A 20,094-nucleotide genomic window follows, 5' to 3' on the forward strand; every position below is an offset into this window, starting at 1 on the left:
TATCGCGCTTCAACGGTTAAAATTTTATGAACACCTATAAAGCGGCACTAGCTCAGTTGGTAGAGCGCGACCTTGCCAAGGTCGAGGTCACGAGTTCGAGCCTCGTGTGCCGCTCCAATCTTATAATTTCCTTAGATAATTCAAAAAAAATTCATCCTTTGTAAATTTTCATTGCTTAATTTTCCAACTCTACGTAAAATACGCGCTCTTTCGGCTATCACATTTAGTTCCTTGCCTTCCCCCGACTGGCCGAAACGGGAAAAGGCTATATTAACCGTAAGGAATATCCATGCGTCATTACGAAATCGTATTCATGGTTCACCCAGATCAAAGTGAGCAAGTACCTGGTATGATCGAGCGTTATACTGGTTCTATCACTGAAGCTGGTGGTACTATCCACCGTTTAGAAGATTGGGGCCGCCGTCAATTGGCATACCCAATCGAAAAGCTTCATAAAGCACATTATGTTCTTATGAACGTTGAAGCAACTACTGAAGTAATCAGCGAGCTTGAAACTTCTTTCCGCTACAACGATGCAGTACTTCGTAACTTAGTTATGCGTACTAAAACTGCTGTAACTGAAGCATCTCCTCTTGTAAGAGAAGAGAAAAAAGAAGCAGCTACTGCTTAATCGTTATTGATTCTGGACTTTGAGGATTTGTGGTGCAACAACAGGCTGACCTGTATACAAATCAATATGTGCTTTCGGGCGTGATTTGTAAAACACCCAAATTTAATCAAAGCCCAGCTGGTATTCCACACTGTATTTTTGTGCTTGAGCATAAATCAATGCAAGTAGAAGCTGATCTTAACCGTCATAGTTATGTTCGACTTCAAGTGGTTGCTAGTGGGCAGCAATTCCAGTCTCAAACTCAGCATTTATACGTTGGGCAAGCAATACAAGTTAGTGGTTTTTTAAACCGTCACGAGAGCCGAAATGGTTTGAGTCAACTGGTATTACATGCACAACATATTGAAAGAATTAATTGAGGAAATTACTCATGGCACGTTATTTCAGACGTCGTAAGTTCTGCCGTTTTAAAGCGGAAGGCGTACAACAAATCGATTACAAAGATCTAGCTACTCTTAGAAACTATGTTACAGAAAGTGGCAAAATCGTACCTAGCCGTATCACAGGTACTAGCGCTAAATACCAGCGCCAGCTAGCAACTGCTATTAAGCGTGCTCGCTACTTAGCCCTTCTTCCGTACACTGACTTACATAAGTAAGCAGCTGATTAACAGTTTTTAAAAGGTGTAGAGACATGCAAGTTATTCTACTAGACAAGATCGCTAACCTAGGTGGCCTAGGTGACCAGGTAGCAGTTAAATCTGGCTTCGCACGTAACTTCTTATTCCCTAAGGGTAAAGCAGTTCCTGCGACTAAAGCAAACATCGAAACTTTCGAAGCACGTCGTGCTGACTTAGAAGCGAAAATCGCTGAAGGATTAGCTGCTTCACAAGCACGTGCAGAGAAGCTTGAAGCATTAGCTGAAGTTACATTAGTATCTAAAGCTGGTGACGAAGGTAAATTATTCGGTTCTATCGGTACTCGCGATATTGCTGAAGCTATCTCAGCTGTTGGTGTTGAAGTTGCTAAATCAGAAGTTCGTCTACCTCTTGGTACAATCCGTGAGACAGGTGAATTTGACGTAGTAATCGCAGTACATTCAGATGTAACAGCTACTATTAAAGTAATCGTTATTGCTGAAGCTTAATTTTATATTAAGTAAAACCGTGCACGCCAGTGCACGGTTTTTTAGTTTTTATTATTGAATATATAAAAATAATCCTTAGTTCATCAAATAATTACTGCCTGCATTTATCCAAAATGTACTTTTGAACACAAATGGGCTAAAATTTATCCATAGTTATAGTTTTTTTAATTCGTAATCAGTCCGTATAAATCAGGTTTAAGTCAAATATCCTTTTTAAATCAAAGTGCTTTTGACAGCGCTGTCTTTTTTTTGGGAAATGTTTTTGAGAGTTAGATGAAAAAGAATCAAGGTTTTTCTTTGTTAGAGCTACTGATTGCTACCGCGATAGTAGCGATTATTGGCGTATTAGCTTACCCCTCGTACACAGACGCGATCATCGATGGTCGGCGATCTGAAGCGCAACAAGAGTTGTTAAAAACAGCCGTTATTCTTGAGCGACAATATTCGCGCAATGGCGGATACCCAGACAGTACATCTTTTGCTGCTTTACCGACTTTAGAGGTTTATACATTTACTTACCAAAATCTTGATAAACCAGCAAATGGTGCAGATTTTACAAGCCCTAGGTTTTTACTCACAGCTACTCCCAAAACTGGCTCATCTCAGGCGGGTGACCCTTGTGGTGCTGTGACGATCAATCATACCGGTACGCAGGGGGCACAAACAAGTGGTTGTTGGTAGTAAGCGAGTAAGAGGCGTTACATTGATAGAGTTGCTTGTAGCGTTGTCAATTATTGGTATTTTATCGATAATTGCTATGCCATCATTTGTACAACAAATTAAACAAGATAGGCTGACGAATACCGCTAATTTAATGAGTGCTTTTTATAAATATTCTCGCAGTGAAGCAGTAAAGCAGGCAAAAAGTGTTCAGCTTGTAGATAACGGTTCGTCATGGCTAGTCAGGTCAACAGATAGCAACGGGCAACTACAGACGTTAAATCAATTTTCCGTTACTCACAGCTCCATCAGTATCAGCTATGTGGATAGAACGATCAGTTCGACAGGGGAACTAAATCAAATAATTGATATTCTAATTAGTGATAATGATAGCGCCAGTAATGACTATAGATTTTGTGTGTTGCAAAGTGGACAAAGCTGGATAAATGAGGCGACAGAGAATTGTTAAAAACTAAAGGTTTTTCTTTAATCGAAGTATTGGTTTCTATGCTCGTTGCCAGTATCGCATTGTTAGGGCTAGCAGCAACTCAGCTGAAATCTTTGCAATATGCGACTAATAGTTTTGATTATACGGTGTCTTTGATATTGGGTCAAAATGCGATGGAGCGCGTATGGTCACAACTTTGTGTGATCCAAAATAACAACCCAGCACTTTATAATGATGCAGATTTTCAAAGCTTTTTGCAGCCGCCTCAGGTTTTGCAAAGTAAGTTTCAGGTTGTTATGCCTGATGATTTTAGTAATGATATGGACATTACCGTGACATGGCAAGATGATCGCATAGGTGTAACAGATGATGGAACGAATCAACAAGATGGCTCTAATCAAGTACAAATAAACGCCACTTTTGTTCAATTACCACCAGCGTGTTTACCTACATGAACAATAAAGGTTTTTCAATAGTAGAGTTAATGGTTGCAATGGCGATAGGTTCGTTCTTGTTAATAGGTATTGCGATGTCTTACACGGCAATTAAAAGCACTGTTTTGTCTGCTCAGTCGTTAGCAAACGCACAAGAGGTTATACGTTATACACAACAAATTTTGTCTCGAAGCATTAAGCAGGCAATTCGTGCACCGACGATTTCAGCCAATGCTTTAACAATAAGGGTTGAACAAAACTCATTCAGTCCGTCATGTCAAGGCACTGTGCCTACCATTGCGTTTGATGAGGTCTATACTGTAAGTAATAACTATCTTACATGTGAGATTATTGACAGATCTTCAGGTAATAGTCTGGGCAGTGCTAACTTATTGAAAGGGGTGCAAGCACTTACCTTTAGCAGTAGCGCTAGTGGGCTGCTAGTGGATGTTACGGTAATACCAGAGGACGTTCCAACACAGTTTGCAGGCGGTATTGTGATTAGTATTGCTGCAACTCAATTAATTATGGTGAGGTAAATGATGAATACACAACGCGGTTTTACACTCGTCAAAGTCTTGTTGTTAAGCACCATGGCAGGCGTCGTGGTGTTTGGTGCAATGAAAGAAACGCTAGTACAAGAGCGTTTATCAGGTAATTTTCAAAAAAGTATGAATGCTCGTTTTTTATCTGAAAAAGGCATTTATGAGATGGCTGATCAACTCAGAGCGAAGCTTGTTGAAAACCCCTTACTAACCAGAGATGAATTAGTAAATGCACAAGACCCCATTACGGGAGGGGGGCAGATTGCGACCGACTTAAAGTATGATGTGACAGCGAGCATACACCCAGATAATGATGACATTATCATTATTACTAGTTCGGGTGAGCGATATAGTGGTGACTCAAATGATAAGATCACTGCTTATTATAAGTTCACCGCAGGGCAAACATCCCCGGTAAACGATAGTTTAATCGCTGGGTGTACAGGTGTTACGCTTAAAGGAAGTGGTTTGATTGATAGTTATGACTCCTCTCAAGGGAGTTATGAGCAGACTAAAAGTGACAATGCATTAATTACCACAGGGGGTAGTAATGCTGACGTATACCTTCAAGGGCACTCTATTATTAAAGGAGATGTTAACTCTGCAGGTGGGGTGTATTTAACGGGTTCTTCTCCAATTAAAGGTAATGTAAAAGCAAATGGAAACGTAGAAATCTCTTCCGGGGGGGGCGTACGTGTTGATGGTAATGTATTAACTCTGGGTGATCTTATCCATAAAGGTGGAGAAATAGCAGGTTATGTGCGTGCTACCGGTGATGTAACCATGAAGTGGGGAGCGTCGATTGCTAATCTAAGTGGTGATGATTTTGACCTTCAATATGGCGGAACAGGTACATTCCCTGATGGTAATGACTTTTATCAAGATGGTATGCATTACTCAGTTGCTCATTTTAACGTAGATCCAATGTTAGTGCCTTTAGAAAGCTATGAGGCTGATTCCGAACAATGCGACCCTGCGGGTATTTCAAGTAAAATGACCACTGTAATTGGCGATAGTAGTGGTTTTATTGATTATACAATAAATGCCAATGATTATTACACCTTTAGCCCAAAGCGACTTGATCATGAAACACGCCAAGGTAATAGTGGCAACTTAAAAGACGTTGGTACAGTTTTGGCTTCACAGCGAGATGTTTATATATTTGATATCAATGAACAGCGCTATGAAGATGTAGTACAAGATGAAAGTGGCAACGAGTTTGTTTTTGGCATGAAAAGCTTCTCTTTATCCAGTAATGGTAACGTAATTATTCAAGGTGGAGATGTGGTTTTTTTAGTGGATGGCGACTTCAGCATTGGCGGCGGCTCCACGATGACGATAAAAGATGATAGCTCATTAACCTTATTTGTTACCGGTAATTTTGACCTTGGTGGCGGCGGTGACATTGTTGTAGAGAGACACGGTTTAACCAGCGGCGGTCACGCAACATTTAGTATTTACTCTAATAATTCTGGCGATGCCGTATCCGTCAGTGGTAACAGTGAGATGTATGCCGTTATTTATGCACCATTTGCTACTGTTGATGTTAAAGGCAATGGTGCAATCTTCGGTAGTATCGTCGGTTCTTATATTAATGGCGCTGGTGATGCAGATTTTCATTTTGATGAGGCGGTGACAACACTTGAGTTGGGCGGCGGTTCTGGTAATGGTGGAGGTGGTGGGGCAAGTGCTCCTTTGCTAACATTTGAGCGCTGGTATTACCGACTACCTGAGCGCATAGCTGAAGAAAACGAATAAAGTAAAAGGCCTTTCAAATGAAGGGCTTTTTTATTTTCATGTAAAAAAATTATCTTCGTTTAAACCTTTTCCTACCCAACTCCCGTCTAACTTAGTAACTTGAAAGCAAATGGTATTTATATCAAGCTAGCTTGACCAAGAGAAAGGGAAGAGAACAATGTTAATAGATGCCAATCAGGCATTATCACATAAAGTGCATAAACCCAAACCTATTGATGAACTTGTCTTGCAAGTTCAGCAGGGCAGCCAGCGAGCTTTTGAACAGTTATACAAAAAATATGAAAAGCGTGTTTATGGACTGTGCCTTAGGTTGCTTGCATCACCTGAGTATGCTGAGGATGTCACTCAAGAAGTATTTGTACAGCTTTGGCATAAAATATCTCAGTTTCAAGGCCAATCACAATTTTCAACTTGGTTGCATAGTGTCACAAGTAATATTGCCATCAGTTATTTGCGCAAACATAAAAATTGGTTGCAAAAAGTGGTCAGTATTGAAGGGTGTGGTATGGATGAGCAAGCAAGTAGCATGTGCGAAGGCTTAAACGGCTTAGATAAATTGATTGTTCGCTTACCAGAGCGTGCGCGTTTAGTTTTTGTTTTACATGCAGTAGAAGGTTATCGCCATGAGGAAATTGCCAATATGTTAGGTATGGCTGTAGGGTCGAGCAAGTCGCAATATCATCGTGCTCGTCAATTATTGCAGGAGTGGTATGACAATGAATAAACCAAGTTTTGAGCAATTTTTAAAAGAATCACTTGAACAAACCAAAGAGGTCTCACCAAAACGTGACTTGTGGCCAGGTATTGAGCGGGCATTGGTATCGCACAATGATCATGTTAAGCAAGTAAGTTATTGGCCAAAGTTGACCGGAGTTGCAGCGTGTATGGTGGCTGGACTGCTAGCTTGGCAAGTTGTGATAAAGCAGCCTCAACAAAATACCATGGTTGATATGAGCGCTTTTTTTGAGCAGCAAAAGCAAAGCTTGTTGGTGCAGTATGAGGCGCAACCTGCACTAACATCAGATTGGCAGGTGCAGCTCAAAGAGCTTGAAAGTGCTGAGCAAGCGGTAAAATCTGCGCTACAAAATGACCCAGAAAATGCAGCACTGTTAAAAATGCTAGCACAAGTATATCAGCAACAATTGGACTTAATAAACAAGGTACATGAACCTCGTTGGCAACAAATTTAGGAGAATAACATGAGAGCATTATTAGCAGGTTTGGCATTACTACCCGTTTTTGCATTTGCTACACAGAAGATAGACGAACAAATCACTATTCCAGTTAATGGAAAAGTAGTGGTTGAAAATCAGCGTGGTGAAATCACAATAAAAACATGGGATGAAAATAGTTTTAAAGTATCGGGTACACTGGATGAAAAGGCTAAAGGGTATAAGCTTGAAACTAATGGTTCAGTGACTGAGTTTATTGTGCAGATGCCTAAGCAATATCGTGGCTGGAAAAATGCTCGTGACGGCTCAATATTGACAATCTATATGCCTAAAAGCAGTGAGTTGAACTTTGAAGGAGTTAGTGTAGATATAAAGGCCAATGAATTACACGCAGGTACATATATTAAAACCGTTAAAGGCAATATCAAAGCTTCTGATTTAAAAGGAAAAATATCACTTCAGACTATAAATGGTGATATTGATGGATTGAACCTCAATGGCAATATTCATTATGAAACGGTTAATGGAGAGATTAACGATAGAAATTCAGCGGGTAAATTAAAAATAGATGCCGTAAACGGTGATATTGAAAGTGATACCAGTGCTCAAGATGTTCGTTTGGAAAATGTTAATGGAGAAGTTGGTTTGCGTATAAGTGAGCTTGCGGAACTTCGTTTAAATACTGTCAATGGTGAAATCGATGTGCGCATTAAGAAGCTTAAAAAGAATGCAAATATTAATATGGATACAGTCAGTGGTGATGTAAGTTTATACCTTCCCGCGAACGTATCAGCACGCTTTGATATTGATATGCATGCAGGCGGTAACGTTATAAATGAGTTGAGTGAACATGAAGTGAAAAAGTCAAAGTGGGGTCCATCGCGCGAGCTGGAGTTTGTATTAAATGGCGGTGATGCTGATATAGAAATTGACACGGTAAGTGGCCATATCGAATTAAAAAAGAACTGATCTTCCTATGCGCTATTAAGTAACTGCTTGATAGCGCACCTTTTAGAGTATTGATATATCAGCGCCGTTATTATACTTATCACAACTAGTGATATTTATTCTTTAAGCAGATAAAATAGCTCCCTAAATTCTAAATTATGCAGTGCTATGGCAAAACCAGATCATCAAGTCGATACATTAAAAGTTCCTCCTCACTCCATTGAAGCAGAGCAGTCTGTACTCGGTGGCTTAATGCTTGATAATCAAGCGTTTGATAGAGTGGCAGAGTTGGTGGTTTCGCATGATTTTTATACGCGTACACACAAGCTTATATTTGAAGCAATGGAAAAGTTAGTAGAAACAAGCAACCCCATTGACTTAATCACCATCTCTGAAAATTTAGAAAAAAATAATCAACTGGCAAATGTGGGTGGTTTTGCGTATTTAGCTGAGATTGCTAAAAATACGCCAAGTGCCGCGAACATAGATGCCTATGCCAATATTGTGCGCGAGCGAGCGGTAGTTCGTGAGATGATTTCCGTTGCCAATGAAATTGCTGAAGCTGGATTTAACCCTGAAGGGCGAGATAGCCATGACTTGCTCGATTTAGCCGAAAGTAAAGTATTTAAAATTGCAGAGCAGCGAACAAAAAGCACTGAAGGCCCACAAAGCCTGCATAATATCTTAGAAAAAACAGTCGATAAAATTGAAGAGCTTTACCAATCACCGCAAGATGGTGTTACGGGTGTAAGTTCAGGTTATTCAGATCTTGATCAGATGACTGCTGGACTGCAGCCTTCAGATTTAATTATTGTTGCGGCACGTCCATCTATGGGTAAAACAACGTTTGCCATGAACTTGGCAGAGCACGCAGCTATGACGGAAGATAAGCCTGTATTAATCTACTCATTGGAGATGCCTTCAGAACAGATCATGATGAGGATGCTTGCATCGCTTGGTCGTATTAACCAAACTAAAGTGCGAACGGGTCAATTAGATGATGACGACTGGGCAAGATTGTCTTCAACCATGGGGTTGTTGATGGAAAAAGGTAAAATGTACATTGATGATGCATCAGGCCTGACGCCTACGGATGTGCGATCTCGTGCTCGGCGTATTGCAAGGGATCACGGTGGGATCAGTATGATAATGGTCGATTATTTGCAGTTAATGCGGGTTCCTAGTTTATCTGATAACCGTACCCTTGAGATTGCAGAAATATCTCGCTCACTTAAATCACTGGCAAAAGAGCTACAATGTCCTGTCATCGCCTTATCTCAGCTTAACCGTACCCTTGAACAACGAGCTGACAAACGGCCTATAAACTCTGACTTACGTGAATCTGGTTCTATCGAGCAAGATGCCGATTTAATTATGTTTATCTATCGTGATGAAGTATACAACGAAGATAGCCCTGATAAAGGTGTGGCGGAGATCATCATTGGTAAGCAGCGTAACGGTCCTATTGGTAAGGTTAGGTTAACGTTCCAAGGTCAATACTCACGTTTTGATAACTACGCAGGCCCTGCGGTTGATGACGAATATTAGGAGAGTCGCACATGAAGTTAGCGGCGGCGGAGATTGATTTATCAGCATTAGCACATAATTTGTGTTGTATAAAGCAGATAGCACCCAATGCTAAGGTTATGGCGGTATTGAAAGCCAATGCTTATGGTCATGGCTTGGTAACGATTGCGCAGCATCTGCAAAAGGCAGATGCCTTCGCAGTAGCAAGAATTGATGAAGCATTAGCGCTTCGCGCAGGCGGCATAACCAACCCAATTGTATTGTTAGAAGGTTTTTTTAATGCCAGTGATATTCCCATTTTATTGGCGAATAACTTTCAAGCAGTGATTCACAACGAAGAGCAGTTATATGCGTTGGAGCAAGCTAAATTAGATGCTCCTATAGCGACATGGCTAAAAGTCGATACTGGTATGCATCGTTTAGGAGTTGAACCGCAGCAGTTAGATGCATTCTATCACCGACTCAAAAACTCAAACAATGTCAAGCAACAGATTAATTTAATGACTCACTTCTCTTGTGCTGACGATACAAAAAATACCAAAACTACTGAGCAAATAGCCACCTTTGCAAGGCTCGTTGATAACAAACAAGAGCAAGTTTGTTTGGCTAACTCAGCGGGTATTATTGGTTGGCCGAAAAGCCATGGTGATTGGATTAGACCTGGGCTGATGCTCTATGGGGTATCACCCATGCAGCATCAGATTGCCCACAACCATGGTTTAAGGCCTGTTATGAAGCTTATTACTAGAGTGATCGCAATTCGGCGTTTACCAGCCAATAAGTCTGTAGGTTATGGTGGTAGATGGCAAAGTAATAAAGAAACGATACTTGCTGTTGTTGCTATGGGTTATGGTGATGGTTATCCACGTCATGCAAAAAATGGCACACCAGTGATCATTAAAGGACAACGTTTTGGTATCGTTGGCAGCGTTTCTATGGACATGATCACAGTTGATATTGGTGATAATCAAGCCAATATACACATTGGTGATGAAGTAGAAATGTGGGGGCCAAATTTGCCTGTTGAAGAAGTGGCTTCACATGCTGATACGATACCGTATGAGCTACTATGCAATGTAACACCACGTGTCAGTTACGAGTATCTATATGCAAAGCAGTAAGATTACTTGTTATTGATTTATGATCTAATCAATTTAGGTGGGATAATATGTGGTTACAAAAAACAGTTAATCTCAAAGCTCGTAATAGAGGCTTTCATTTAATCACTGATGAAATTACGAGGCAGCTGCCTGAGATTAGGCAGGTTAAAATCGGTTTATTGCATATTTTTATCCAGCATACCTCTGCGTCTTTGGCGATAAACGAAAATGCGGACCCTTCTGTAAGGCAAGACTTAGAAAACCACTTTAATGTACTTGCACCACAAAATGCACCTTATTATATCCATACTTATGAGGGCCCAGATGACATGCCTGCACATATTAAATCGACGCTAATAGGTGTAAACCAGAGCATCCCTATTACTAATGGTAGGTTAGCACTCGGTACATGGCAGGGTATTTATTTATGTGAGCATAGAGATCACGCTTCAAACCGAACGGTTATTGTCACCATACAAGGCGAATAACCTTGGTTATAAGGTATCGAAGCTGACTTCTATGCTGGCGCTGCCATCAGCAGAAGTAAATGGCATTATGATTTTAGCCCCTTCACATTGGTGTGTAATGGTATGATTTTTACCAGAAACGACAATGGGGGTTGCCATTTCAAATTCATATCCTTTTTCACCAAGTAAATTTTTAGCGCCACCGGTGACCATATTTGTTATTTCCCCTACCATATCGGTGACTTCTTCATTAATCGTGTCTGGTCGCTCACCTAACATTCTTTCCATTATTGCTAAAGCCAAGCTCTCATCAAAGGTTATTGAGAAAGAGCCTTTGGTTTGTGGTCCAACCATGCCTATAAGCCCAGAAACATCACCTTGAGCAACTTCATCTTTTTTAATTTTTGGTTTCCCTGGCGTTAATTCTGTTTGAGCCATGGTGGCCAGTACATTAATTAAAGATGATAAAAAAGGGTTGATAAACTCTACTTTCATATGAATTCCTTAATTACATATTATTTAGAGGCAGTATTTGAGTGTAGTGTGGTTTTAGAACACATGCACTTAGTCTTTGCACTTTTCACACTTGCCATGGGCTTCAATTGTCTGCGCACTGACTATAAAACCTTGCTCTGCTGCTAAATTATTCAATTCATGAGAGATAATACTAGAATGCAACTCTTCAACGTTACCACATTCATCACAAATCAAAAGTTGTACGGGATGAATATGATCAAAATGTTGGCAAAGCATAAATGAATTCGTGCTTTCTATTTTATGAATAAAGCCGAGTTCAGCTAGAAAATCTAAAGCTCTGTATATGGTCGCGGGTTTTGCAGCTGTCTCAGTGACTTTTAGTTCTTCCAATAAGTCATAAGCACCCGCACCGCCTTGTTTACTGGCGAGCAGGCGAAATACTTTCTCGCGGATCGGAGTAAACCTTGCGCCGCGATTATTACATACTTGTTTTGCTTTGGAGATCAATAATTCTACATTCATTATTCTAACCCTTACTCTTGCCCCTAAATACTAACATATTCTTTTTAATAGTCTTATAGTGTGAGTCAGTTATTATCAAAAAGCTCTAAATACTCGTCTAGGTGTACCTATTTTACGTTAGTTAACCCTACCCAATGTTCAAAGTCTTTGCTTGGCATGGGTTTTCCTAATAAAAAGCCTTGGCCAATATCACACCTATAATGTTCTAGTATTTTAAGTTGGGAGAGGGTTTCTATGCCCTCAGCAATGACTTTAAGGCCCAGGCTATGAGACATGGTAATGATTGAATTAACTAGCTCACTCGCCTCAGCTTTATTAGATAAATCACTGATAAAACTTTGATCTATTTTTAAAATATCAAAAGGATATTGTCGTAAATAGTTAAGAGATGAGTAACCAGTGCCAAAGTCATCCATTGCAATGATTAAACCTAATTGATGTAGGTTTTTTAGTGCTTTTCTTACACTGTCCTCTCCAGACAATAATACGCCCTCTGTTATTTCTAGCTCCAATAATGACGCGGGCATATCAACTTGGGCAATATAGCGTTTGATGTCGCTAATTAGATTACGGTCTTTGAATTGACGTGGAGACAGGTTTACTGCAATTTTAAAGGGCTTATCGAGCTTATTAAACCACTCAGTAGCTTGCTCTATGGCTGTTTTTAAAACAAATTTGCCAATTTCGACTATTTCTCCATTATTTTCTGCAAGCGGAATAAACTCTTCAGGGGAGACGCTACCTAATGCGCTATTGTGCCATCTAAGCAGCGCTTCTGCGCCAATTAATTCGTTAGTTTCAATATTAAATTGAGGCTGATAGTACACTTCAAGTTCACCTAGCCTTAATGCATGACGCAGGTGCTCTTCGAGTAATAGTCGTCGAGTAAGATCTTGACTCATTTTTTCGGTAAAGAAGGAATAAGTATTCCTACCTTGTTGTTTGGAGTTATACATTGCGGAATCTGCTTTACGTAATAACTCACTGGGTGTATCACCATCATGTGGATATAGTGCTACGCCTAAACTTAAGGAAATGCAAAATTCACGCTGATCAATGCGAAGTGGTGTCCGAAATTGTCTTACTATATTAGCCGCAATAGGTTGAGCATCGTGAGGGTCATTCAAGTTACCAAGCAAAATAACAAATTCATCACCACCTAATCGCGCAACGGTATCTTCTAATCGCAATGTGCCTTGTAAGCGTTTGGCTGATGCAATCAGTAACTTATCTCCTGTTTCGTGACCTAATGAATCATTTACTTTTTTGAAGTCGTCTAAATCAATGAACATCACAGCAATGTGCGCTTTGCTGCGGGTAGCTTCTTTTATTTGCTGTGTTAATCTTTCGATGACCAAAAATCGATTGGGAAGGTTGGTAAGGGTATCAAAAAAAGCATGATGAAATATCATTTCCTCTTGGCGTTTTCTTTGGGTTATATCTCTAACTACAATGACAATATTGTCAGTAAAAGGAATAGGAGATAATCTAGCTTCAAAAAACTTGGCTTGGTTGTCGATTTCTAAAGGATATTCTATATACATTAACTGTTTACTGGTTTTTGTATCGGATATGGCTTGCTGAAAGTTTTTGGACGAAGAGTTAGGTAACAACTCAGTGATATTACTACCCACTAAGTGTGTTTTTTCGATAAAAGATGCGTTGGTATTACCGCTATGAAACTCTAGTACTTCTCCAGTATCATCAATGAGAATAAAGACGTCGGGTAACGCTTTAAAAATGCTTTCTAATAAGCTGTGCTTTAATAGAGCATATTGTTCAGCTGCTTTTTGAGACGCTATTTTTTCTTGTAGACTATCGGCCATTGCATTAAAACTATCAGCCAACATCTTGAGTTCTCCTGTGCCTTGCATATTTGCACGACAGTCAAGCTCAAGTGCTTGTAATTTCTTACCTACAAAAGTTAGATGATTGATAGGCTTGTGAATAAACCAGTAAACAAAAGTTGCGACAAATAACAGCACGAAAAAGAGGGATAGTGCAATAAGTGAGCTCTTGCCAAGTGTTAAGTCAATTAAGTTTTGTACATCAGATTGCAGCGTATATCTGGCATATAACAAACTGATGTTATTGCCCTCAAACCTCAATGGGTAATAGCTGTCAAAGGCATACTGGGTATCATTATATTTGATGAGTGCTTGTTTCGTTTTGTGTATGTTTATGGTGATTTCGTCAGAAATTGGCAAGCCGAGAGCTTGATAATGTAGCCCGACCAAGTTAGCCGAGGGCGCAATCATAATATTGCCTTGATGGTCAATAACCAGAATATTCAGGTAGTATATACTGGCCATTTTGGTTTTGATGGCAAATTGGGCGTTTTCAATATGCTTATTTGCTATTTCTTGCTCTAACTCGACAGCCAGTGCGGGTAACTCACGATTTAAAGACGCGCGACTGCTATTAATTAAGATATTTAACTGTGCATAGTAGGTATAGCTAGCGATAAAGGCAGAGCATGTTAAAAATATCAACGTTGCCATAATACTAAGCCAAAGCTTAATGTTAATTGAATATAGCGCTTTCATAATATAAGGCTCGTTCGCTCAAGTTGAGTATGTCTGACTCGGATACGATGATAAAGGTTGGCTATTTTGACCAACGCTTTTTATTACTTAAGTCTAGACTAGAATATTGAAAAGTAGTCGCTCTATTTTGAGTTGTATGTACAGGTTTTATATGCCCTTAGTGCTTGATAGGAATACATGGATAATATATTTACACTTCAGGCAATTGATATAACAGAAACAGTGGGTTATGGCTGATGATTACAAGCTAGCCATGATGGGCTGTGATAAGGAAAATTATGCAGATTGATTTACATTTTGGTATGACTTGGGTTGTTGCTAGAGCGGCGGGCTTTAGCCCTTCTGAGGCAAAAATGATTGCGCATGCATCTCAGTATGTTGATGATGCAACCAATCAGGGAACCATTAAGTTTAGTAATGGTGCCACCTATAAACGGATCACCACAGCCCATAAAATGCTTGATTATAGAAACCTGCAGAGCCTTAAAAATCAGCAGGTTTGGATCCCCTTTCATTTTTTACCAGGCAATGATGGGCTACCCGCAGGCAGCAACCCACCAGGCAGCTTTATTCGTAAACTCGTATGTAAGCCAAACTCTTATGTAGCAAAAGATATGGTGGATGAGTGTATTGCCAATCGTCATCGCCCTTATGCATTGCATTTACTCGGTATTACGTCACATGTTTTTATTGATACATACGGACATCAAGGCTTTGCTGGGGTACAGCATCAAATAAACAATGTTGATAATATAAAAGATCATAACGGCCAGCCAGACAGTGATTGGATGCAAAGAGTGTCGGCTTATTTTATGGATGTGATGCAAGATGAAATTCCAAGTTTGGGTCACGGGCAGGCATTATCTAACCCAGATTTACCTCACCAGCACTGGAGCTACATGAATGGTTTGGGCGAGCGAATTGAGCGTAACAATCCAAAAGACTTTTTAGAAGCAGCGAATGAATTGTGTAAGATCTATCAAACATATTTGCAGCATACTCCCGTTGGGCTTAGTAGCCATATCAAAACACTTATAGCGCAGTGTTTTAGTGAGTTTGATATGAATGGTGGAGAATTACGTTTAAAGTTATGGTTAGAAGCCATAGCCCGTGACCGATTTGGTCTAGGTGCTTATCAATTAGCATATATTGCCAAAGGGCTAGGCTCATGGAAACATCAAGCACTGGGAACCGTGCTAAGTGATGGTGACGAAGATGACTATTTATTTAGCCAAGCTTTTTTATCATCTGATTGGAAATTGTTTCATGATGCGGCAAAACAGCACCGATTCAACGTGGTTGATATAATTTTACCAAGATATGGCATTTGCGTTTCTTAGCTGTGCAAAGAATAAGTTTGAGCCTAACCGTACAATGTGTGCGTACTTAACAACTTTATAGGTTACAGTTTTTAATGAGTGCATTAAGTAGTGTGTACTGACTATGTAATAATCACAGCAGGCAAAACTAACACCTCGCCATTTTTATAAATATCAATAAAGTTTAGCTAGTCAGTGTGCTTATCAACTAACTGTGGTTGCCACTGATAAGGTATGAATAAAGCTCTAACATTTACATGGGCATTGAGGCGTGCGGCTAATAGAAATAACCCACCAATTTTACGATGTAAAAATAGCGCATCTACAGGTGGAGTATGCCAATAGCCTTGCTCCATGCTCAGTGCCATACCAGCATCATGAATACGCTTAGCTAGGTCAGTATTACCAAAGTCGTAGCTTCCTTCACATTGCAGTGGTTCGCAAGCTGTCATGACCAGGTTTATCACCGCGTCTTTGTGATCAGGAAAAATATCCTCACTGAAAAAACCTATTTGCGCCATGGCCAGCCCCATATCTTCTTTATTTTTGTTCATGGCGCCGCTCAGCAATTTTTGGTAGCCTTGGCTGATATTGCTGTTGTAATGACGTGTTGCACCAAAATCCAACAAAACCAGCTTCTTACTACCTCTTTGGTATAAATAGTTAGCAAAGTTTGGATCAGTTTGTACTAGTTGAAATTCAAACACTTCTTTAAATAATAATTCAAACAAGTTTGTGATTAATTGATCTCTTTGTACCTGAGGTAAATCCTGCAGTGTTTCAACTGACTCACCTTGCTCAAAACTCATAGTTAAAATGGAAGGCGTAGTGAGCGCTTTGTATATTTTAGGCACGATGAACCTTTTATCATGCTGTAAGTACTTATAAAAGGCATTGGCCATCTCTGCTTCTAATTCATAGTTGGCTTCATCATGTAATTGTTTTTTTGCTTCTTCTAATATGTTTTTGTAATCAACTTCTTTGGGAACCAATCCAGTTATGCGAAGTAATGTCACTACGTTATCAACATCACTGCTTATGCTTTTTCTAATGCCAGGATATTGCACCTTTATAGCAAGTTCAGAGGCATCGTCATCGCGCGCGAAGTGAACTTGTCCGATAGAAGCTGCGGCGAGAGGCTTGAAGTTAAATGAAATGAAATGATGATGCCAATCTTGACCCCATTCCTTTTCTAATACAGCAGCAAGTTGTTTTGCTGGCATAGGGGTGGCATCTGAGCGCAATTTGGCTAGTATGTCTGTGAGTTCTTTGGGTAATGCATCATCGGCATCCATACTTAGCAGCTGGCCAACTTTCATTGCGGCACCGCGAAGTTGTGCTAGTTGCTCTGTTACATTGGTCATGTTCTTTGGCGTCAACAATAGTTGCCTTGCGGAAGGTCGCTTTCCTGATAGTAATTGTTTTGCGCCTTCAGAAGCCATATTGGTAGCTACTCTAGTCACAATGGAGCCAAATACACCAACACGGTGGAGTCTGTTACTGGGGATTTTCTTTCCACTTTTATTATCTACGCTGTTTGCCACGAGACCTCCGATTAGTTTGATTTACTCATCAATACGAGTATGAGTGCAAATTGTTCACTCTAAATCGACTTTATGGTGGTAGCGCATAACCTAATTGGACTAAATTTTAAAAAATTGTACACTTTGGTAACCCACATTGGTGATGTGAACTTCAAGTGTTTCGTTATTCAACACTTGCTCTTTTAGTCCTTGACTCAATGTTTCTATTTCTTTTAGCAACTTGGGTGCAATGTCACCTCCCTGATATACCGGATATTTGATAATCCATGTATCAGATGGCGTTTTTTTAAGCAGAAAAATTTCTCCTGTTTTATCTTTATAAGCATTGTTATTGAGTAGGTATTGATGTATCTGTTGTGCTAGAGCGTTGTCAATGCTGGATTCATCATATACAAATTTGGCATCACCATGTTGTATGTAGTTAAAGTTATTATTTAAGTAAATAGCAGCAACCACAAATGCAATTACTGCAAAAAATATCACTTTGTTCATATAAATTTCTCACTTGAAAAAATAATCAGTCGTATTGTAATTGTATCGACGGGTGAAGGTTATCATTTGGCGATAAAAGTCAGTTTTTATATGTTGGACGATATAAGCGTTGCTAAATTTTCCAGATAACTTGTTTAGTGTTGCAATTCGCCTAAATAAATTATTAGACAAGTGGCTTGGTCTGGTTGCTTAACATGCAAATGATAGGGCGTAGTTGACTTTCTGGGTGTAGATGGGTATTTTTTGTATCACAATTTGTTTCTATTGTAGTCACAAATTGAGTAACTTAAAGGATTAAATATAAAATGTTAAATTCATCGTTAAAGGCGGCAGCTTTGATACTTTTAAGCGTTGCATCAGTTAATCCTGCGTTGGCTCAAGTCGACATCGGGGCCGGCTATCAGTATGGTGGTGTGTTGGGTGCAAAATATTCACTAGTTCAAGGCGAGCATGCTGTGTACGCATCACTTGGATTGATTGGTGCTGCTCTGGGGTATCAATTTGTATTTAGTGATGACAATAAACATGCAATTGGCATAGCCGTTGGTAGCGAAGTTATCACAAGCGAAAAGGGGTTTGCAGCATTCACCTATAATTATTATTCACAAGGTGTGAGTGCTTCAGGCTGGGTTTGGGGAGGTAGCATAGGTGCTAGACGCGAAGATAGAGCCAGCATGTTCGCCAGTCTAGACGAAGTTCATACCAAAACTTTAGTTGGTATTCATGTAGGGTATCGATTTTAACTTGGGGAGAGCATGCTAACTTAGACTATAAATACGACTTTGTAATTTAATGGGTAAGTTTTTACTTATCTTTTTGAATATTAAATGGTGGTATTTTTAAAAAATGGTGGCCCCTCCCAGACTCGAACTGGGGACCTAACGATTATGAGACCTATTGGCAAGCTTATAATCCCTTTAATATTGCGGTATTTACTATGGTCACAACCTCCAACTTACCGATTTTGTTACCACCTATGAATTGTATGGTGTAACTCAGATTGATTCTTACCAGTTCTGGACTAAACTTTATTGTGGTAGTATAAAGTAGGATTAAATCCTTATGAAGTTTCTTGCATTGGAGGTAAATTATGGCAATGGTAAAGAAAAGTATCACAGTGACTGCTCAGCAAGAGCAATGGATGCAAGCACAGCTAGCTACTGGCAATTATGCTAGTGACAGCGAATTATTACGAGATTTGATCCGAAAAGAGCAAGTTCGTGCCAGCGAAGTTGAAGTTATTAGACAAGAACTTATTAAAGCAGAGCAAAGTGGTTTTAGCTCACGTTCTCCTGAAGATATTGTTAATGCGGTGATTGCTCGAAAACAAACTAATGGCAAAGTATTATAGATTAAGTACAGCTGCTGATCAGGACTTCGAGCAGCTATTTGGATATGGTATCGATAACTTTGGTTTGGCTCAGGCTAAATCATATGTTGATGGGCTAATTATTCAGTTTCAAAGCATTGCTGAAAACCCGTTGCATTATCAGGCTGTCGATCATATCCGTAAGGGATACAGACGTAGTGTGTATGGCAAACATGCTATTTACTACCTAGTCTCTAGTGACTGTGTTGATGTTATGCGAATACTAAGGGCAGAAAACCTTAAAGCTGCTTTTGAGTAATAAATGTGTCTAGTTCGTTATCAGATAGGCTCTTAGAAATTGATAATCGGCTTCAGCAACTCGCTGAAGAAAAAGAGTCATTGTTAAATGAACGTTATAGTATTCTTGCACAACAAGAGGTAGAGCTAGCCAAACACTTTAACCAACACGTCTCTCCTGAAGCTAAAGTCGAGTTATTCATTTCTAATTTTAAAGGTCGCAATGATGTTTACCCTTTTCGTTGGGAATCGCAAAATGGGTGAAGTGGTTATTCGCCAGCGTGTTGGAATGAATGGAAACCTAAAATCTGTAATAAACTACGGATTAGTTGCACAGAATGCGCGAACCAAAACTTTAAGTATTATGATGGTCAGGCGGTATTTGATCACCTTAAAGGCAATCAAACGATTGGGATTTATCCACTTCTAGATGACAACACGACTCACATTCTTGCTGCTGATTTCGATAAAGGGGACTGGATTCACTCCGTTAAAGCTTTTTCTGAAGCCTGTGACTTTTATAGAGTACCACATATTATTGAACGCTCTAGAAGTGGTAATGGTGGTCATGGCCTTAGGCATAGTTACGCACAAGAGAGAATGGTTGAGCTAAGAAGCTTGGATTTATCGAGAACTATTGCTCTCGAAACTGTATCGCAAGAGCTAGGTCACTTCAGGGCTAAAATTACTGAGGTTTATTTAAGGTAACCCACTATTTCCGTTGCTGTAAATTAGAGTTAAAAGCTATTAAGTTTTTGATGAGCTTAAAGTTTTTCTCGAATATAAAATTACTATAAGCATTAACTCCTCTT

At 39.7% G+C, this 20,094-nt stretch carries 25 protein-coding genes, 1 tRNA gene and 1 pseudogene; 22 read left to right on the forward strand and 5 right to left on the reverse strand.

The features are described from left to right. Nucleotides 1-41 precede the first annotated feature (41 nt). The 16 genes from SANK73390_RS06195 (at nucleotide 42) to SANK73390_RS06270 (ending at nucleotide 10,797) form a co-directional block, all read left to right on the forward strand. A tRNA-Gly gene (locus SANK73390_RS06195) sits at nucleotides 42-117 on the forward strand. A gap of 172 nt (nucleotides 118-289) precedes the next feature. After that, nucleotides 290-631: a 30S ribosomal protein S6 gene (gene rpsF / locus SANK73390_RS06200; protein ID WP_138591187.1), complete on the forward strand. Its 342-nt coding sequence runs from the start codon at nucleotides 290-292 to the stop codon at nucleotides 629-631. 29 nt (nucleotides 632-660) lie between these two features. Continuing rightward, the gene (gene priB, locus SANK73390_RS06205; RefSeq protein ID WP_261594014.1) at nucleotides 661-990 is read left to right on the forward strand and encodes a primosomal replication protein N; all 330 of its coding nucleotides are present in this window, start codon (nucleotides 661-663) and stop codon (nucleotides 988-990) included. Nucleotides 991-1,001: 11 nt separating this feature from the next. Continuing rightward, entirely contained in the window at nucleotides 1,002-1,229 is a 228-nt protein-coding gene (gene rpsR, locus SANK73390_RS06210) for a 30S ribosomal protein S18 (RefSeq protein ID WP_002962753.1), read from the forward strand. 35 nt (nucleotides 1,230-1,264) lie between these two features. Beyond that, complete coding sequence (rplI, locus tag SANK73390_RS06215) at nucleotides 1,265-1,717, forward strand: 50S ribosomal protein L9 (protein ID WP_261594005.1); 453 nt, start codon at nucleotides 1,265-1,267, stop codon at nucleotides 1,715-1,717. Nucleotides 1,718-1,990: 273 nt separating this feature from the next. Continuing rightward, complete coding sequence (locus tag SANK73390_RS06220) at nucleotides 1,991-2,398, forward strand: type IV pilin protein (RefSeq protein ID WP_462764700.1); 408 nt, start codon at nucleotides 1,991-1,993, stop codon at nucleotides 2,396-2,398. Beyond that, the gene (locus tag SANK73390_RS06225) at nucleotides 2,385-2,846 is read left to right on the forward strand and encodes a GspH/FimT family pseudopilin (protein ID WP_462764702.1); all 462 of its coding nucleotides are present in this window, start codon (nucleotides 2,385-2,387) and stop codon (nucleotides 2,844-2,846) included. Before SANK73390_RS06220 ends, SANK73390_RS06225 begins: the two co-directional genes overlap by 14 nt. Further along, entirely contained in the window at nucleotides 2,840-3,280 is a 441-nt protein-coding gene (locus SANK73390_RS06230) for a type IV pilus modification PilV family protein (protein WP_462764704.1), read from the forward strand. The genes SANK73390_RS06225 and SANK73390_RS06230 overlap by 7 nt, the downstream gene beginning before the upstream one ends. Next, nucleotides 3,277-3,798 (forward strand): PilW family protein, encoded by a 522-nt coding sequence (locus tag SANK73390_RS06235; RefSeq protein WP_462764706.1) that lies wholly within the window; start codon nucleotides 3,277-3,279, stop codon nucleotides 3,796-3,798. The genes SANK73390_RS06230 and SANK73390_RS06235 overlap by 4 nt, the downstream gene beginning before the upstream one ends. Beyond that, on the forward strand, nucleotides 3,799-5,562 hold the full coding sequence (locus SANK73390_RS06240) for a DUF7305 domain-containing protein (RefSeq protein ID WP_462764708.1): 1,764 nt from the start codon (nucleotides 3,799-3,801) through the stop codon (nucleotides 5,560-5,562). Between the two features lie 157 nt (nucleotides 5,563-5,719). Continuing rightward, a complete protein-coding gene (locus tag SANK73390_RS06245) occupies nucleotides 5,720-6,286 on the forward strand; it encodes an RNA polymerase sigma factor (protein WP_261626131.1) in 567 nt (188 codons plus the stop codon). Next, nucleotides 6,279-6,752: a hypothetical protein gene (locus tag SANK73390_RS06250; RefSeq protein WP_462764880.1), complete on the forward strand. Its 474-nt coding sequence runs from the start codon at nucleotides 6,279-6,281 to the stop codon at nucleotides 6,750-6,752. Before SANK73390_RS06245 ends, SANK73390_RS06250 begins: the two co-directional genes overlap by 8 nt. A gap of 9 nt (nucleotides 6,753-6,761) precedes the next feature. Further along, nucleotides 6,762-7,703: a DUF4097 family beta strand repeat-containing protein gene (locus SANK73390_RS06255; RefSeq protein ID WP_462764711.1), complete on the forward strand. Its 942-nt coding sequence runs from the start codon at nucleotides 6,762-6,764 to the stop codon at nucleotides 7,701-7,703. A 147-nt stretch (nucleotides 7,704-7,850) separates the two neighbouring features. Next, a complete protein-coding gene (gene dnaB, locus SANK73390_RS06260) occupies nucleotides 7,851-9,230 on the forward strand; it encodes a replicative DNA helicase (protein ID WP_462764712.1) in 1,380 nt (459 codons plus the stop codon). A gap of 11 nt (nucleotides 9,231-9,241) precedes the next feature. Beyond that, nucleotides 9,242-10,330, forward strand: coding sequence for an alanine racemase (gene alr / locus SANK73390_RS06265; RefSeq protein ID WP_462764714.1), 1,089 nt, complete (start codon nucleotides 9,242-9,244; stop codon nucleotides 10,328-10,330). Between the two features lie 47 nt (nucleotides 10,331-10,377). Beyond that, nucleotides 10,378-10,797: a secondary thiamine-phosphate synthase enzyme YjbQ gene (locus SANK73390_RS06270; protein WP_462764716.1), complete on the forward strand. Its 420-nt coding sequence runs from the start codon at nucleotides 10,378-10,380 to the stop codon at nucleotides 10,795-10,797. Nucleotides 10,798-10,803: 6 nt separating this feature from the next. Here the strand turns inward: SANK73390_RS06270 and SANK73390_RS06275 are convergent, their stop codons facing one another. The 3 genes from SANK73390_RS06275 to SANK73390_RS06285 form a co-directional block, all read right to left on the reverse strand. Beyond that, the gene (locus SANK73390_RS06275; protein WP_261593978.1) at nucleotides 10,804-11,271 is read right to left on the reverse strand and encodes a chemotaxis protein CheX; all 468 of its coding nucleotides are present in this window, start codon (nucleotides 11,269-11,271) and stop codon (nucleotides 10,804-10,806) included. A 69-nt stretch (nucleotides 11,272-11,340) separates the two neighbouring features. After that, nucleotides 11,341-11,775: a transcriptional repressor gene (locus tag SANK73390_RS06280; RefSeq protein ID WP_462764719.1), complete on the reverse strand. Its 435-nt coding sequence runs from the start codon at nucleotides 11,773-11,775 to the stop codon at nucleotides 11,341-11,343. A gap of 107 nt (nucleotides 11,776-11,882) precedes the next feature. Beyond that, complete coding sequence (locus tag SANK73390_RS06285) at nucleotides 11,883-14,276, reverse strand: EAL domain-containing protein (protein ID WP_462764721.1); 2,394 nt, start codon at nucleotides 14,274-14,276, stop codon at nucleotides 11,883-11,885. Between the two features lie 323 nt (nucleotides 14,277-14,599). Between SANK73390_RS06285 and SANK73390_RS06290 the strand changes: the two genes are divergently transcribed. Then, nucleotides 14,600-15,661 (forward strand): DUF6765 family protein, encoded by a 1,062-nt coding sequence (locus SANK73390_RS06290; RefSeq protein WP_462764722.1) that lies wholly within the window; start codon nucleotides 14,600-14,602, stop codon nucleotides 15,659-15,661. Nucleotides 15,662-15,828: 167 nt separating this feature from the next. Here the strand turns inward: SANK73390_RS06290 and SANK73390_RS06295 are convergent, their stop codons facing one another. Beyond that, nucleotides 15,829-17,184 (reverse strand): ABC1 kinase family protein, encoded by a 1,356-nt coding sequence (locus SANK73390_RS06295; RefSeq protein WP_462764724.1) that lies wholly within the window; start codon nucleotides 17,182-17,184, stop codon nucleotides 15,829-15,831. A gap of 99 nt (nucleotides 17,185-17,283) precedes the next feature. Further along, nucleotides 17,284-17,676 carry a hypothetical protein gene (locus SANK73390_RS06300; protein ID WP_261593971.1) on the reverse strand — a complete coding sequence of 131 codons (393 nt, stop codon included), beginning with the start codon at nucleotides 17,674-17,676 and terminating at the stop codon, nucleotides 17,284-17,286. A 305-nt stretch (nucleotides 17,677-17,981) separates the two neighbouring features. On the opposite strand from SANK73390_RS06300, the gene SANK73390_RS06305 reads away from it, so the two are divergent. From SANK73390_RS06305 to SANK73390_RS06325, 5 genes and pseudogenes are all read left to right on the forward strand, one after another. Then, nucleotides 17,982-18,419, forward strand: coding sequence for a hypothetical protein (locus SANK73390_RS06305; RefSeq protein WP_462764725.1), 438 nt, complete (start codon nucleotides 17,982-17,984; stop codon nucleotides 18,417-18,419). Nucleotides 18,420-18,766: 347 nt separating this feature from the next. Beyond that, nucleotides 18,767-19,027 (forward strand): ribbon-helix-helix domain-containing protein, encoded by a 261-nt coding sequence (locus tag SANK73390_RS06310; RefSeq protein ID WP_462764731.1) that lies wholly within the window; start codon nucleotides 18,767-18,769, stop codon nucleotides 19,025-19,027. Beyond that, nucleotides 19,011-19,304 carry a type II toxin-antitoxin system RelE/ParE family toxin gene (locus tag SANK73390_RS06315; RefSeq protein WP_462764733.1) on the forward strand — a complete coding sequence of 98 codons (294 nt, stop codon included), beginning with the start codon at nucleotides 19,011-19,013 and terminating at the stop codon, nucleotides 19,302-19,304. The genes SANK73390_RS06310 and SANK73390_RS06315 overlap by 17 nt, the downstream gene beginning before the upstream one ends. Before the next feature lie 5 nt (nucleotides 19,305-19,309). After that, the gene (locus tag SANK73390_RS06320) at nucleotides 19,310-19,546 is read left to right on the forward strand and encodes a hypothetical protein (RefSeq protein WP_462764735.1); all 237 of its coding nucleotides are present in this window, start codon (nucleotides 19,310-19,312) and stop codon (nucleotides 19,544-19,546) included. Between the two features lie 12 nt (nucleotides 19,547-19,558). Continuing rightward, a pseudogene (locus tag SANK73390_RS06325) lies at nucleotides 19,559-19,990 on the forward strand (TOTE conflict system archaeo-eukaryotic primase domain-containing protein); the annotation flags it as partial. Nucleotides 19,991-20,094: the final 104 nt, after the last annotated feature.

The sequence above is a fragment of the Pseudoalteromonas sp. SANK 73390 genome (assembly GCF_054966645.1).

Excerpts from the sequence above, each read along its gene's own strand:
- rpsF (WP_138591187.1), top strand. The coding sequence starts at position 290 with ATGCGTCATTACGAAATCGTATTCATGGTTCACCCAGATCAAAGTGAG.
- rpsR (WP_002962753.1), top strand. The coding sequence starts at position 1,002 with ATGGCACGTTATTTCAGACGTCGTAAGTTCTGCCGTTTTAAAGCGGAA.
- rplI (WP_261594005.1), top strand. The coding sequence starts at position 1,265 with ATGCAAGTTATTCTACTAGACAAGATCGCTAACCTAGGTGGCCTAGGT.
- SANK73390_RS06220 (WP_462764700.1), top strand. The coding sequence starts at position 1,991 with ATGAAAAAGAATCAAGGTTTTTCTTTGTTAGAGCTACTGATTGCTACC.
- SANK73390_RS06235 (WP_462764706.1), top strand. The coding sequence starts at position 3,277 with ATGAACAATAAAGGTTTTTCAATAGTAGAGTTAATGGTTGCAATGGCG.
- SANK73390_RS06240 (WP_462764708.1), top strand. The coding sequence starts at position 3,799 with ATGATGAATACACAACGCGGTTTTACACTCGTCAAAGTCTTGTTGTTA.
- SANK73390_RS06245 (WP_261626131.1), top strand. The coding sequence starts at position 5,720 with ATGTTAATAGATGCCAATCAGGCATTATCACATAAAGTGCATAAACCC.
- SANK73390_RS06250 (WP_462764880.1), top strand. The coding sequence starts at position 6,279 with ATGAATAAACCAAGTTTTGAGCAATTTTTAAAAGAATCACTTGAACAA.
- SANK73390_RS06255 (WP_462764711.1), top strand. The coding sequence starts at position 6,762 with ATGAGAGCATTATTAGCAGGTTTGGCATTACTACCCGTTTTTGCATTT.
- dnaB (WP_462764712.1), top strand. The coding sequence starts at position 7,851 with ATGGCAAAACCAGATCATCAAGTCGATACATTAAAAGTTCCTCCTCAC.
- alr (WP_462764714.1), top strand. The coding sequence starts at position 9,242 with ATGAAGTTAGCGGCGGCGGAGATTGATTTATCAGCATTAGCACATAAT.
- SANK73390_RS06270 (WP_462764716.1), top strand. The coding sequence starts at position 10,378 with ATGTGGTTACAAAAAACAGTTAATCTCAAAGCTCGTAATAGAGGCTTT.
- SANK73390_RS06275 (WP_261593978.1), bottom strand. The coding sequence starts at position 11,271 with ATGAAAGTAGAGTTTATCAACCCTTTTTTATCATCTTTAATTAATGTA.
- SANK73390_RS06280 (WP_462764719.1), bottom strand. The coding sequence starts at position 11,775 with ATGAATGTAGAATTATTGATCTCCAAAGCAAAACAAGTATGTAATAAT.
- SANK73390_RS06285 (WP_462764721.1), bottom strand. The coding sequence starts at position 14,276 with ATGGCAACGTTGATATTTTTAACATGCTCTGCCTTTATCGCTAGCTAT.
- SANK73390_RS06290 (WP_462764722.1), top strand. The coding sequence starts at position 14,600 with ATGCAGATTGATTTACATTTTGGTATGACTTGGGTTGTTGCTAGAGCG.
- SANK73390_RS06300 (WP_261593971.1), bottom strand. The coding sequence starts at position 17,676 with ATGAACAAAGTGATATTTTTTGCAGTAATTGCATTTGTGGTTGCTGCT.
- SANK73390_RS06305 (WP_462764725.1), top strand. The coding sequence starts at position 17,982 with ATGTTAAATTCATCGTTAAAGGCGGCAGCTTTGATACTTTTAAGCGTT.
- SANK73390_RS06310 (WP_462764731.1), top strand. The coding sequence starts at position 18,767 with ATGGCAATGGTAAAGAAAAGTATCACAGTGACTGCTCAGCAAGAGCAA.
- SANK73390_RS06315 (WP_462764733.1), top strand. The coding sequence starts at position 19,011 with ATGGCAAAGTATTATAGATTAAGTACAGCTGCTGATCAGGACTTCGAG.